The sequence below is a fragment of the Curtobacterium sp. USHLN213 genome (assembly GCF_037144815.1).
Taxonomy (GTDB): Bacteria; Actinomycetota; Actinomycetes; order Actinomycetales; family Microbacteriaceae; genus Curtobacterium.
Genome location: NZ_JBBCYQ010000004.1, coordinates 89170 through 102140, shown reverse-complemented (window position 1 = coordinate 102140; position 12971 = coordinate 89170). Strand labels below are relative to the sequence as shown.

13 protein-coding genes are annotated in these 12971 nt (G+C 71.0%); 7 read left to right on the top strand and 6 right to left on the bottom strand.

Annotated features, from left to right (window positions below):
- Nucleotides 1-23: 23 nt before the first annotated feature.
- Genes WFH25_RS06935 through WFH25_RS06920 form a run of 4 tightly spaced genes read right to left on the bottom strand, consistent with a single transcriptional unit; the run spans nucleotide 24 to nucleotide 4614 of the window.
- Entirely contained in the window at nucleotides 24-719 is a 696-nt protein-coding gene (locus tag WFH25_RS06935) for a response regulator transcription factor (protein WP_017888045.1), read from the bottom strand.
- Nucleotides 720-770: 51 nt separating this feature from the next.
- A complete protein-coding gene (locus WFH25_RS06930) occupies nucleotides 771-2468 on the bottom strand; it encodes a DNA repair helicase XPB (RefSeq protein ID WP_071302086.1) in 1698 nt (565 codons plus the stop codon).
- Nucleotides 2469-2525: 57 nt separating this feature from the next.
- The gene (locus tag WFH25_RS06925) at nucleotides 2526-4286 is read right to left on the bottom strand and encodes a helicase-associated domain-containing protein (protein ID WP_336697230.1); all 1761 of its coding nucleotides are present in this window, start codon (nucleotides 4284-4286) and stop codon (nucleotides 2526-2528) included.
- Between the two features lie 28 nt (nucleotides 4287-4314).
- Nucleotides 4315-4614: a hypothetical protein gene (locus tag WFH25_RS06920; protein ID WP_070417823.1), complete on the bottom strand. Its 300-nt coding sequence runs from the start codon at nucleotides 4612-4614 to the stop codon at nucleotides 4315-4317.
- 56 nt (nucleotides 4615-4670) lie between these two features.
- Between WFH25_RS06920 and WFH25_RS06915 the strand changes: the two genes are divergently transcribed.
- Both WFH25_RS06915 and WFH25_RS06910 read left to right on the top strand, forming a co-directional pair.
- Nucleotides 4671-5048, top strand: coding sequence for a cold-shock protein (locus WFH25_RS06915; RefSeq protein WP_022906598.1), 378 nt, complete (start codon nucleotides 4671-4673; stop codon nucleotides 5046-5048).
- On the top strand, nucleotides 5048-5800 hold the full coding sequence (locus WFH25_RS06910) for a DUF3027 domain-containing protein (RefSeq protein WP_336697229.1): 753 nt from the start codon (nucleotides 5048-5050) through the stop codon (nucleotides 5798-5800). The genes WFH25_RS06915 and WFH25_RS06910 overlap by 1 nt, the downstream gene beginning before the upstream one ends.
- 81 nt (nucleotides 5801-5881) lie before the next feature.
- On the opposite strand, the gene serC is transcribed toward WFH25_RS06910, so the two are convergent.
- A complete protein-coding gene (gene serC / locus WFH25_RS06905; protein ID WP_336697228.1) occupies nucleotides 5882-6997 on the bottom strand; it encodes a phosphoserine transaminase in 1116 nt (371 codons plus the stop codon).
- Between the two features lie 186 nt (nucleotides 6998-7183).
- Here serC and WFH25_RS06900 point away from each other — a divergent pair, with 186 nt between their 5' ends.
- From WFH25_RS06900 to WFH25_RS06885, 4 genes are all read left to right on the top strand, one after another.
- Nucleotides 7184-7879: a metal-dependent transcriptional regulator gene (locus WFH25_RS06900; protein WP_022906596.1), complete on the top strand. Its 696-nt coding sequence runs from the start codon at nucleotides 7184-7186 to the stop codon at nucleotides 7877-7879.
- Between the two features lie 272 nt (nucleotides 7880-8151).
- The gene (locus WFH25_RS06895) at nucleotides 8152-9087 is read left to right on the top strand and encodes a C40 family peptidase (RefSeq protein ID WP_336697227.1); all 936 of its coding nucleotides are present in this window, start codon (nucleotides 8152-8154) and stop codon (nucleotides 9085-9087) included.
- 355 nt (nucleotides 9088-9442) lie between these two features.
- The gene (locus tag WFH25_RS06890; RefSeq protein ID WP_070417828.1) at nucleotides 9443-9937 is read left to right on the top strand and encodes an HNH endonuclease; all 495 of its coding nucleotides are present in this window, start codon (nucleotides 9443-9445) and stop codon (nucleotides 9935-9937) included.
- Nucleotides 9938-10033: 96 nt separating this feature from the next.
- A complete protein-coding gene (locus WFH25_RS06885) occupies nucleotides 10034-10819 on the top strand; it encodes a CPBP family intramembrane glutamic endopeptidase (RefSeq protein WP_336697226.1) in 786 nt (261 codons plus the stop codon).
- Nucleotides 10820-10871: 52 nt separating this feature from the next.
- On the opposite strand, the gene WFH25_RS06880 is transcribed toward WFH25_RS06885, so the two are convergent.
- Entirely contained in the window at nucleotides 10872-11639 is a 768-nt protein-coding gene (locus WFH25_RS06880; RefSeq protein WP_336697225.1) for a GntR family transcriptional regulator, read from the bottom strand.
- Between the two features lie 155 nt (nucleotides 11640-11794).
- Here WFH25_RS06880 and WFH25_RS06875 point away from each other — a divergent pair, with 155 nt between their 5' ends.
- Nucleotides 11795-12967 carry a TIGR03364 family FAD-dependent oxidoreductase gene (locus WFH25_RS06875; RefSeq protein ID WP_071294901.1) on the top strand — a complete coding sequence of 391 codons (1173 nt, stop codon included), beginning with the start codon at nucleotides 11795-11797 and terminating at the stop codon, nucleotides 12965-12967.
- Nucleotides 12968-12971: the final 4 nt, after the last annotated feature.

The window sequence follows — 12971 nt, the reverse complement described above, 5'->3', positions numbered from 1 at the left end:
GAACCCCGAGGGATCCGGGAGACCTACGAGGCCTTGGACGCCTTGAGCATGTAGCCGAACCCGCGCTTGGTCTGGATGATCGGCTCGGCCGAGTACTGGTCGAGCTTGCGGCGCAGGTAGGAGATGTATGACTCGACGATGCCGGCGTCGCCGTTGAAGTCGTACTCCCACACGTGGTCGAGGATCTGCGCCTTCGACAGCACGCGGTTCGGGTTGAGCATGAGGTAGCGGAGCAGCTTGAACTCGGTCGGCGAGAGCTCGATCTGCGCGTCGCCGATCGTGACCTCGTGCGTGTCCTGGTCCATCGTGAGCTCGCCGGCGCGGATGATCGCGTCTTCCTCGTCGTTCATCGTGCGACGGAGGATCGCCTTGATGCGGGCGACGATCTCGTCGAGCGAGAACGGCTTCGTGACGTAGTCGTCGCCGCCGACGGTGAGACCGGTGATCTTGTCCTCGGTGTCGTCCTTGGCGGTGAGGAACAGGATCGGGGAGGTGTAGCCCGACGACCGCAGGCGCTTGGTGACGCCGAAGCCGTTCATGTCGGGCAGCATGACGTCGAGGATGATCAGGTCCGGCTCTTCCTCGAGCACGGCGGAGATCGCCTGTGCTCCGTTGCCCACCGCGCGCACGGCGAAGCCGGCGAAACGCAGCGAGGTCGTCAGGAGGTCGCGGATGTTCGGCTCGTCGTCGACGATCAGGATCTTGGGGCCATCGCTCATGGTCCTATCTTCTGACCGTTCCCTAGTGGTTTCCTGAGAGCGGTTGGTGCGTCAGCCCACGACCGCCTGGACCTGGTCGGCGTCGAGGATCGTGTAGGAGTACCCCTGCTCCGCGAGGAACCGCTGCCGGTTCTGCGCGAAGTCCTGGTCGACGGTGTCCCGCGTGACGAGCGTGTAGAACGACGCGGGCAGCCCGTCCTTGTTCGGGCGGAGGAGTCGGCCGAGTCGCTGAGCCTCTTCCTGACGGGATCCGAACGAGCCGGACACCTGGATCGCCACCGTCGCGTCGGGCAGGTCGACCGAGAAGTTCGCGACCTTCGAGACGACGAGCACGTCGATCGACCCCTCGCGGAAGGCCTGGTAGAGCCGCTCCCGCTCGTCGACGGGGGTCGAGCCGGTGATCTCGGCGGCGTCCAGGGACTCGGCGAGCGAGTCGAGCTGGTCGATGTACTGCCCGATCACGAGGATCTGCTCGCCGCGGTGCTTCTCGATGAGCTCGCGCACCACCGGGGTCTTCGCCGGCGAGGTCGCCGCGAGCCGGTACCGCTCGTCGTCGCTGGACGCCGCGTACTCGAGGCGGTCCTGGTGCGGCAGGTCGATGCGCACCTCGTAGCAGGCGGCGGGGGAGATGTACCCCTGCGCCTCGATCTCCTTCCACGGGGCGTCGTAGCGCTTCGGCCCGATGAGCGAGAAGACGTCGCCCTCGCGCCCGTCCTCGCGCACGAGGGTCGCCGTGAGCCCGAGCCGCCGCCGGGCCTGGAGGTCGGCGGTGAGCTTGAACACCGGCGCCGGCAGCAGGTGCACCTCGTCGTAGACGATGAGTCCCCAGTCGAGGGCGTCGAGGAGCGACAGGTGCGTGTACTCGCCCTTCCGACGGGCGGTGAGGATCTGGTACGTCGCGATCGTGACCGGACGGATCTCCTTCACGCTGCCCGAGTACTCGCCGATCTCGTCCTCGGTGAGGGTGGTCCGGCGCAGCAGCTCGGATCGCCACTGCCGGGCCGAGACGGTGTTCGTCACGAGGATGAGCGTCGTCGCCTTGACCGTCGCCATCGCCCCGGCGCCCACGAGCGTCTTGCCGGCACCACAGGGCAGCACGACGACGCCGGAGCCCTGCGCGAAGAACGTGTCGACCGCCTGTTCCTGGTAGGGACGCAGGTGCCAGTCGTCGGTGTCGAGGTCGATCGGGTGCGGCTGCCCGGGCGTGTACCCGGCGAGGTCTTCGGCCGGCCAGCCGAGCTTCACGAGCTCCTGTTTGATCTGCCCGCGTGCCCACGGGAGCAGCTCGACCTCTTCCGGGGAGCGCATGTCGCCCAGCAGCGGCTTGATCCGCTTCGAGCGGATGACCTCGGCGAGGACCGTGGGCTCGGACGCGGTGAGGAGCAGGACCGGCTGGCGCTCGAGCGCTTCGGCCGGGGAGTTCGCGATCGCCGGCGCGTCCGGACGCTCTTCGCGCCGGATGACGAGTCGGCCGTACCGTGCCACGGTGTCGCGGATGTCCACCGTGACGCTCTGCGGGACGGGGAACTTCGCGAAGTGCTCGAGCGTGTGGATCATGCTCTCGGCGTCGTGCCCGGCCGCCCGCGCGTTCCACAGGCCGAGTCGGGTGATGCGGTACGTGTGCACGTGTTCCGGCGCGCGTTCGAGCTCGGCGAACACCGCGAGGTCGTGCCGTGCGTCCTCGGCGTCGGGGTGCGCGACCTCGAGGAGCACGGTGCGGTCGCTCTGCACGATCAGCGGTCCGTTCATGACGGATCAGCCTAGGCCGCTCGGCTGCGAACCAGCGCGGATCGGCTCACCTGTGGATCAGGCGTCGCTCTCCACAGCCACCACGAGGGAGAGCGGGAGCGTCCGCTCGACGTCGACGGCCGTGTCGCGTCCCCGCACGCGTCCGGCGGCGACCGAGGTCGGCACGATCGAGAACGGCCGCTCGGAGCCGTCCGGCATGCGCACCGTCAGGCGGATCGGCGTGCGTCCCCGGACGGCGAGGTCGATCTGCCGCCCCAGCCACTCCTGCTCGGGCTCGGCCTCGCCGCGCTCGGTGGTGACGCGGAGCCGTTCCACGAGTGCGTGCGCCGCCTGCTCCGGGTTGCGTCCGGTGGTGCGTCGACGGCCTGGAGGAACGGATCCCGTCGCCGGGCGGGCTGCGGCCGTCAGGACGGCCGGGTAGCGCTGGTCCTCGAGCGCCGTGTGGACGACGTGCGGCGGGTAGCGGGTCAGCAGGGTGGTCAGGTCGCTGCGCTCCCACGCCAGCTGCCGGAGCTCGGCGTCCACCCCGATGAGGTCGAGCTGGTCCGGCGTGCCGTGCACGCGGGCGCCGACCCCGTCGGCGCCGACGTCGACCACGATGCTGCCGTCCCGCGAGGACACCTGGTCGACGAGGTAGGAGAGCGGCTGCGGCAGGCCCGTCGCGGACAGCCGTTCCAGCAGCGCGACGACGTCCTGCCGGGTGTGGCCGGCCCGGAACGCGCGGCGGAGCGAGTCCTCGGAGATGCGGTACCGGGCGGCGAGGCCCGGTGCCTCGAGCACGGCGACGGTCCGGAGGGCGGCGTCGTCGACCGGCGCGAGCGGCCCCGGCGCGATGACCGTGAGGTCGTGCTGCAGGTACACGGCGTCGACCGTGCGGGGGAGGTCCTCCGCAGCGGGGGCAGGGTCCCCGTCCAGCAGTGCACGGCCGGTGCTCGTCACGCGGCCGTCGACCGTCAGCCCGAGTGCGGCCGCGGTGCCCGCGACGTCGAGCAGCACCGCGTCGAGCCAGCGCGAGCCCGCCGGGTACGCCCACCGGCCGGCCGACACGAGGTCGCGCAGGTCGTCGCCGGCCACGTCGAGCACGCTCCGGACGGCGGGGTCGAGTGCGTCCCGCCATGCCGACACCAGCGTCGACCAGCGGTCCGGCCAGCTCGCGACCAGCCAGGCGTCGCCCGCTGCCGTGGTCGCCCACGTCCCGTTGCCCGTGTCCGCGAACCCGATCCGTTCGAGCAGCGCCAGGCGGCCGGGGACCACGACGGGGTCCGCGCCGGCACGCTCGCCGAGCGTCTTCGCGAGCGGGGTGCCGATGCCGCCCTTCACGAGCTCGCGCACCGCGCCCTCGGATACCGCCCGGAGGAGTTCGGCGAGCACGGTCATCGTCGCGAAGGCGTGCTCCGCGCCGGTCGTCCGGGCGCGCTCGTCGTCGCCCGTCTCGTCCACCGGAGCGACGGGGCGGGGGTGATCCGCGCCTCCTGGGAGACCGGCGATCTCGTCGTGGGCGGCCAGCCGGGCCGACACCGCGTCGTCGACGCCGCCGTCCTCGTCCGCCAGGCCGAGCGCGACCGCCGGGGCGAGGTCGTCGGCGGAGCCCGCGCCGTCGCGCAGCGCGAGCAGCGTCCGACGGGGCAGGTGCTCGATCGCGGCGTCGACCGCGTCGTCGGTGCGGAGCGCCTCGGCGAGGTCGAAGAAGTCCGAGATGCGCAGCGGGCCGGTCTCGGCGAGGACCGCCGCGGGGAGCCGGCGCGCCACGACGAGCCGTTCGAGGGCGTCGTCCGGCATCGCCCGGAGCCGGGCGGCGAGGTCTGCGGTGGTCGTCATCGTCCGCCGCGCTCGTCCGACGCGGTCCTCAGCGCGCCGTCCGGTTCGCTCGGGCCCGACGGGTCCAGGTGATGCCGAGGAGGGTGAACACGAGCACCATGCCGATCGGGAAGCCGACCAGCGGGATCGCCATGATCACGGGCCAGGGCATCGATCCCTGGGCGCTGGGGACCGTCAGCCACATCACGATCATGGCGGCCATGCAGAGGAAGGCGGCGATGAAGATCCCGCCGACCATGAACGCGAGGGCGCGTTCGGTACGATTGAACGTCACCGGGGGTTCCGCGGAGTCCTGCGTGTTCCCGGTGGACCGGGTCGGGTTGGCCATCGACCCAGGATATCCGACGCACCACGGCCGTTCCACGATCACGAGGAGACCGACGAATGCCCACCGGCAAGGTCAAGTTCTACGACGACCAGAAGGGGTTCGGGTTCATCACCGGCGACGACGGCGAACCCGTCTTCCTGCACGCGTCCTCGCTCCCCGACGGCGTCACGTCGGTGAAGGCCGGTTCGCGGCTCGAGTACGGCGTCGTCCAGGGGAAGAAGGGGTCGCAGGCGCTGTCCGTGCGGCTCCTCGACCCGCAGCCGTCCCTCGCGAAGATGTCGCGACGATCGGCGGACGACATGGCCGTGATCGTCGAGGACCTCGTGAAGGAGCTCGACCGGATCAGCGGGGACTTCCGGCACGGCCGGTACCCGAAGAACGGCACCCGAATCGCTGCGATCCTGCGGCACGTCGCTGACCAGTTGGACGCGTGATGACCGATACCTCCCCTGTTGCTCCTGCCCCTTCCGAGGACCTCACCGCGCTCGCCCGCACGGCGCTGCTCGAGGTGACCCCCGAGTCGACCGTCGGCGCGTTCGCCGGCACCGTCGACGAGGGTGACGGTGTCGTCTCGGTGCTGTTCGCCAACCGCATGGCCGGGTACCCCGGCTGGCGCTGGACCGTCTCGATCGCCCAGGTGTCCGGTGACGAGCCGACCGTGCTCGAGGTCGAGCTCATGCCCGGTGACGGCTCGCTGCTGGCGCCCGACTGGGTGCCGTGGTCCGAGCGGCTCGCCGAGTACCGGGCCGGCCAGGACACCGACGGTGCCGAGGGCGAGCACGACGACGAGTCCGACGAGGACGACGACGAGGACTTCGACGGCGACGAGGACGACGCGGACGAGGACGCCGACTACGACGACTCGGACGACGACGAGTCCGACGACGACGAAGCGGACGACGAGGACGACTTCGACGCCGACGAGGACGACCTCGACGAGCCGGACGACGACGACATCGACGGTGTGGACGTCGACGAGCTGGACGGGTCCGAGGACGACACCGACGACTCCGACGACGACACCGACGACGCGGACACCGACGGCGCCGCCCAGCAGGACGCACCGGCCGAGCCGGCCCGCGGCCGCCGTCGCACCCAGCGGGTGCGCCCGGTCGACCCGGACGCCGACCTCGAGGTCGACCGGCTGGACGCCGGCGAGGTCGACCCGGACCACCACCGCGCCTGACGGGTGCTCGACCGGTCCCCGGACGGACAGGAGGCGCGGTGCCAGCTGGCACCGCGCCTCCTGTCATGAGGACGAACCGCGTCAGCGCAGGGCGTTCACCGTGAAGTCGATCGCCTGCACGAGCTTCGCGACGTCGTCCGGGTCGATCGCCGTGAAGGTCGCGATGCGGAGCTGGTTGCGGCCGAGCTTCCGGTACGGCTCCGTGTCGACGATCCCGTTCTGGCGCAGCGTCGCGGCGACGGCCTTGGCGTCGATCGAGTCGTCGAGGTCGATCGTGGCGACGACCTGCGACCGGGCTGCGGCGTCGGTCACGAACGGCGTCGCGTAGTCGACCGACTCCGCCCAGTCGTAGAGCGTCGACGACGAGGTCTTCGTGCGGGTGTCGGCCCAGGCGAGCCCGCCGGACTCGTTGATCCAGCGGACCTGGTCGTCGAGGAGGATCAGGGTCGCGAGCGCCGGGGTGTTCAGCGTCTGGTTCAGCCGCGAGTTGTCGACGGCGTTCTTGAGCGAGAGGAACTCGGGGATGTACCGGCCGCTCGCGGCGATGCGCTCGACACGCTCGATCGCCGCGGGGGAGAACAGCGCGAGCCAGAGGCCACCGTCCGAGGCGAAGTTCTTCTGCGGGGCGAAGTAGTAGACGTCCGTCGCGCTGACGTCGAACGCGGCACCACCGGCGGCGCTCGTGGCATCGACGACGGTGAGGGCGCCGGCGTCCCCGGCGGCGCGGACGACCGGCGCCATGACACCCGTCGAGGTCTCGTTGTGCGGGTAGGCGTAGACGTCCACGCCCTCGACGACCTCGAGCGGGGCGAGGGATCCGCCGGGGGCCTCGACCACGTGCGGCGCCTCGAGCCAGGGGGCGCCGGCGGCCTTGGCGAACTTCGAGCCGAACTCGCCGAAGGACAGGTTCTCGGCCCGGCGCTCGATGAGCCCGAACGCGGCGGCGTCCCAGAACGCGGTCGAGCCGCCGTTGCCGAGGACGACCTCGTAGCCCTCGGGGAGGTCGAACAGGTCGCCGAGGCCGGCGCGGACGCTGCCCACGAGGTCCTTGACGGGCTTCTGGCGGTGGGACGTGCCGAGGATCGTCGCGCCGCGGGTCACGAGGGACTCGAGCTGCGCGCCACGGATCTTGGACGGTCCGCAGCCGAATCGGCCATCGGTCGGGAGGAGTTCGGCGGGGATGACGATGTCTGCCATGCACCGATCCTAACGAGCGGTATCCCAGCGCGAGTGACCGTGTACCGGCCGGACGGGGCGGGCCGACGCCGCGCCTCCTGGCCGCATCGCGCACGGACTTTCTTGCACCTTGCAAGTGTTGGTCATTCCATGTCGCCTCGAACAAGTAGGGTGGGGCGCGCTGGGCCCAGACATGAGAGGCGGACCGTGACCGATCTCGTCGACACCACGGAGATGTACCTTCGCACCATCCTCGACCTCGAGGAAGAGGCGATCGTGCCGCTGCGCGCCCGCATCTCGGAGCGTCTCGGCCACTCGGGTCCCACCGTCTCGCAGACCATCGCCCGCATGGAGCGCGACGGCCTCGTCGTCGTCTCGGGCGACCGGCACCTCGAACTCACCGACGAAGGACGCTCGCGCGCGACGCACGTGATGCGCAAGCACCGGCTCGCCGAGCGTCTGCTCTCCGACGTCATCGGTCTCGACTGGGCGTTCGTCCACGACGAGGCATGCCGCTGGGAGCACGTGATGAGCGAGCAGGTCGAGGTCCGTCTGCTCGAGATGCTCGGCAACCCGACCGAGTCGCCGTACGGCAACCCGATCCCGGGACTCGCCGAGATCGGCGGCCCGGCCGCACCCGGCTTCCTCGACGGCGTGCAGAACATCGTCGCCGCGACCGAGGGCACCGACGCCGTCGCGACCGGGGTCATCCGCCGCTTGGGCGAGCCCGTGCAGTTCGAACCGGAGCTCCTCCACCAGCTGCGGTCCGCCGGTGTCATGCCCGGCCGTGTCGCGAGCGTGCAGCGCGCAGGGGCCTACGTCGCCGTGCGCGTCGACGGCGAGGACGCGGGCATCGAGCTCCCGACCGAGGTCGCGCAGCACGTCTACATCGAGCGCTCCTGACCCGTCTGCCCCCGAAACTGGGGCGAGGCGTGTTTCTGCGGCCTGATCAGGGCTTCTTTACCGATTCGTTACAAAGCGGCGGTTTCATCTCGACAAGGTAACGGTCGGCACGTACACTCGACGAGTCCGCCGGCCACCCACGAGGCCCAGGACCCGTGACAGGACGTCTCGAACCCGTCTCCTGTCTCGATCGGAAACGATGACGAACGGATGGGGTTGCACGGTCGGCGATCACCCCCGCTGGCAGTGGTGACGAGACGCCGGAGACACCCTTGACGCAGACCGGTTCCGCCGCGGACGACCAGACGCCCGCGAACCCGACGAACACCGCGAACGCCACCGACGCCCCCCTCTCGCGCCGAGCAGCCCGCGCCGTCACCCCGGTGCGCGACGCTCCGCTCCCCGCCGGCCGTCGTGCCGCCCAGGCCGCGCATACCGCCGCCTCCACCAAGGCGAGCTCGTCGGCCCGCAAGCGCCGCTTCCTCGCGCCGGTCGTCCTGACCGTGGCCGCGGGCATGTTCGGCACCGTCGCGGTCGCCCCGGCGTTCGCCGCGACGCAGCAGTCGACCGGGACGGACGCCGCGACCGCGCAGCGCCAGGTCCGCACGACCGAGGCCCAGAACTTCTCCGTCTCCGACGCGGTCGCCCTCGCCGGCACGAGCCGCGACGGCTACGGTGCGACGGCGCAGTCCACGCTCGACGCCGAGGCAGCGCAGAAGGCCGCCGACGCCGCGGCGAAGCAGGCGTCCGAGCAGGCCGCGGCCACCCAGGCAGCACGCGCGCAGACCGCCTCGCAGTACGCGTCGTACACGGGGCCGAGCGCCTCCGACTACGTCGCCTCGTCGACCGCCGCGAACACCCCGTTCTCGCTGCCGGCCGTGGTCGCCACCGCCAAGCAGTACATCGGCACCCCGTACGTCTTCGGCGGCGCGGACCCGTCGGGCTTCGACTGCTCGGGCTACGTCATGTTCGTGTACGCGCAGTACGGCATCAACCTCGCGCACTCCGTGCCGCTGCAGGACCAGGCCGGCACCACGATCCCCGAGTCCGAGGCGCAGCCGGGTGACGTCGTCATCTTCAACAACGAGGCGCACGACGGCTTCTACATGGGCAACGGCATGATCATGGACGCGCCGAAGCCCGGTGGCTCCGTGTCGATCCGTCCGATCTGGACCAGCGACTACCACATCGTCCGCTTCGGCATCTGACGCAGACCGCGGGCATCGATCCCGTGAACATCGCCGGAACCGGCCCGTGCACTCTCGTGCCGGGCCGGTTTCTGACGTACCCTGACCGTGCACCGGCCCGAACGGTCCGAGCAGGGAGACCCCATGTCAGCGTTCCGCACGACCCGCACCATGGGTCGGCGCGCGCACGTCGACATATGGTCGACCACCGCCTGCGTGCACGAGCACGCCCCTGCATGACCTGAGCACTGCCCATCCGGGTGGTGCTCTTCGTGGTTCAGGGGCCGTTCGCGCGAGCGGAGGTCACCTGCGCGGTACCCCGGTCCGACGCACCCGCACAGCCTGGAAGCCGTCCAGGCACGTCGGAAGGGAACCCATGCGCACTCTCGTCCTCAACGCCGGTTACGAGCCCCTCGCGGTGATCTCGTTCCGTCGGGCCCTCGTGCTGGTCATGAACCAGAAGGCCGCCATCGTCGCCGCCGACCTCGACCACCCGGTCACGGGGTCGACGTCGACCTACGACCGTCCGTCCGTCATCATCCTCACCCGGTACGTCCGCATCCCGCACTCGAGACTCGTGCCGGTGTCGCGCCGGGGCGTCCTCCGCCGCGACGCCAACCGGTGCGCGTACTGCGATCGGCACGCCACCACGATCGACCACGTGCAGCCTCGCTCGCGCGGGGGCGAGGACTCGTGGGAGAACCTCGTCGCCTGCTGCCTGGCGTGCAACAACACCAAGGGCGACCGCACCCCGCAGGAGATGGGGTGGCGGCTCCGCTTCCGCCCGAAGGCGCCGCACGGCTCCTCGTGGGTGGTGCGGGGCATCGAGCGTCCGCAGTCCGAGTGGGACGAGTACCTGGTGGCCGCGTAGCGGTACCGCGCGGCTGACGCCGTGACGGACTGGAGGCGCGGGGGGGGGGCGGCCCCCCCCCCCGCCTCCAGTCCGTCTCCGTGCCATGCTCGAGACATGGAGCACCAGGGAACTCCGTCACACCTCCGCGTCCGCCCTCGGGTCTGGATCGGCTTCGCGATCTGGCTCGGCTACATGGTCGTCGTCTTCACCGTCCAACGACTCGGCGGGGTGCCGTACACCGACCTGAGCCGGAACGGACACGACCTCTTCTTCGGCGCGGGGCTCTCGCTCATCGTCGCGTCCGTCCTGCTGGCCGTCACGACCACGCTGCTCGGCTGGTGGCGGCCGGCCCTGTCCGACGAGCACCCGAGTCGACGCCGGTGGCCGATCGTCGTGCCGATCGCGTTGGCGCTCCTGGCCGTGCTCGGGCTGACCATCACCGACTGGGCTGCCTTCGACGGGCCGTTCCTCGCGGCGTCGATCGTGCTGCTGCTGGTCGGGTTCACCGAGGAGCTCACGACCCGAGGCCTCCTGCTCACCGCCCTGCGCAGCCGGTTCGCCGAGCCGATGGTGTGGTTCCTCAGCACGGCGGCGTTCGCGGCGATGCACTCGCTCAACTTCTTCGCCGGGCAGGCCCTCGGCCCGACGCTCGCCCAGGTCGTCAACACGTTCCTGGTCGGCACCGCGTTCTACGTCCTCCGGCGGACGACCGGCAGCCTGGTCTGGCCGATGGTGCTGCACGCGCTGTGGGACTTCTCCGCCTTCTCGGCGCAGCACGGCGAGGTGTCGCCGATGACGAGCATCGTCGGCGTCCTGGAGTGGGTGATCGGCGTCGCGGCGCTGGCCGTGGTGTGGGCGACGTTCCGGGGGCGCGACCGCAGCCGGCGGATCGCCGCCTGACACCGTGACGGACGGGAGGCGCGGGTCGGGCCCGCACCGCGCCTCCTGTCCGTCAGGCGCCGACGCCGGCGTCCGTCGCCTTCGGCTGGATCAGGTGCTCACCGTTGCGCTGACGGCCCGTCGCGTCGATCGTGAACCGGACCACGTCCGGCCGGTACCGGTCGTCGGAGAACTCGAACGGCACGCCGTGCTCGTCCTCCGAGGTGCGCTGGAGCCGGAGCAGGGGTGACCCGGGCTGCACACCCAGCAGCCGGGTGTCGAGCTCGTCGGCCGCGACCGCGTCGATCTCGTGGTGCACGCCACTGAACACGTGGCCGTGCGTGGCGAGGTACTCCGTGATGGAGCCGCCGTCGAGGTCGGCCTGGAACAGCAGCCGGCCGACGGTCTCGGTGAACGTGGTCCGTTCGAGCATCGTCGGGACGCGGTCGAGCAGGCGCAGGCGGATGAGCTGCACCACCAGGGAGCCCGGCTCGATGCGCAGCGCGCGGGAGGCTGCCTCGTCCGCGCGCTTGAGGGAGACCTGCTCGGTGTGTGCTCCCGGGGTCCTGCCGAACCCCTTCGCCCATCTCGTGAACGGGACGTACACATCGACGGGCTGGCTGGTCTTCCGCGACACGACCCGACTCGGGCGACCCCTGGTCGTCTCGATGAGCCCTTCGCTGCGCAGCACGGCGAGGGCGTTGCGGATCGGCCCCCGCGAGGCGTTCCAGCGCGCGCCCAGCTCGGCTTCGGTCGGGACGTCGTCACCGGGCGCGAGTGACCCGTTGATGATCTCGTCACGGAGTGCATCTGCGATCAGCTTGTACAGGACATCGGCCACGTAGGCACCTTACTACCCATGTCATGCGCGAAACGAGGGGCTCGACCTGTCCATCTGCGGGAATCGTGTGAACATCGGACGACACAACGTTACGTACGCGTGAAAACTCGGTTCTTGTCTACCTACGTGGTCGCCAGCCGTGTCACGGTGTCCACATGACCCCGACCTCCTCCACCACCGCACCCGCGTTCGACGTCGTCGTGATCGGTGCCGGCATCGTCGGCCTCGCCCACGCCTACGAAGCCCTGCTGCAGGGCCTGAGCGTCGTGGTCGTGGACCGCGCCGGCGGTGCGGTGCACGGCGCGAGCGTCCGGAACTTCGGGCACGCGTGCATCACGCCGCAGACGGGGGAGGCCCGCGGCTACGCCACCGAGGCGCGGCGGCGGTGGTTGGACCTCGCCGGTGCGGCAGGCTTCACGGCACGGGAGTCGGGCACGGTCGTGGTCGCGCGGACGGCGGCGGAGCTCGCCGTCGTCGAGGAGTACGCGGCGAGCGATCCGGACACGGAGCGGCTGGACGCCCGGGCGGTCGTCGACCGTGTCCCGGTCGACCCGGATCCCGTGGTCGGGGGAGCGTTCCTGCCGCTCGACCTGCAGGTGGACCCACGGGAGGCGGCACCGGCGATCGCCACGTGGCTCGCGTCGCAGGGGGTCCGGTTCTCGTGGCGCACGACCGCACTCACGGTGGAGTCCGGTCGGGTGACGACCTCCCGTGGCACGTTCGAGGCCGATCGCATCGTCGTGTGCACGAACCACGACGTCGACCGGCTGTTCCCGCGCCTGGCCGAACAGGCCGACGTGGTGCGCTGCCGCCTGCACATGCTCCGCGCCGACGTCGATCTGCGCTTCCCGTTGACCGTCCCGCTGTTCACCGGGTGGTCGCTGCTGCGCTACAGCGGGTTCGCGGCGATGCCGAGTGCCGGTGCGCTCCGCGAATCACTGCGCGCGTCCCTGCCCGCCGGCGTCGCCTGGGACCTGAACCAGATGTACACGTCGCCGTTCGACGGTTCGCTCATCATCGGTGACACGCACGTGCGTGACGTCGACGCTCCGCCGTTCCAGGACGAGGCGGGCTTCGAGCTCGTCATCGCGGAGACCGAGCGGCTCTTCGGGGTCGAGCGGATCCGGGTGCGTGAGCGGTGGCAGGGCGTCTACGCCTCGGCGCCCGGTCGGGAGTTCCTCATCGAGGAGCCGCTCCCCGGGGTCCACGTCGTCACGGTCACCACCGGCATCGGCATGACCACCGGCCTCGGGATCGCACCGAGCGTCCTCGCACCGCGCGGCACCGCCACGTCCGTCCCCGAGTCCTCGACCGCCGTCGCCGTCTGAGCGA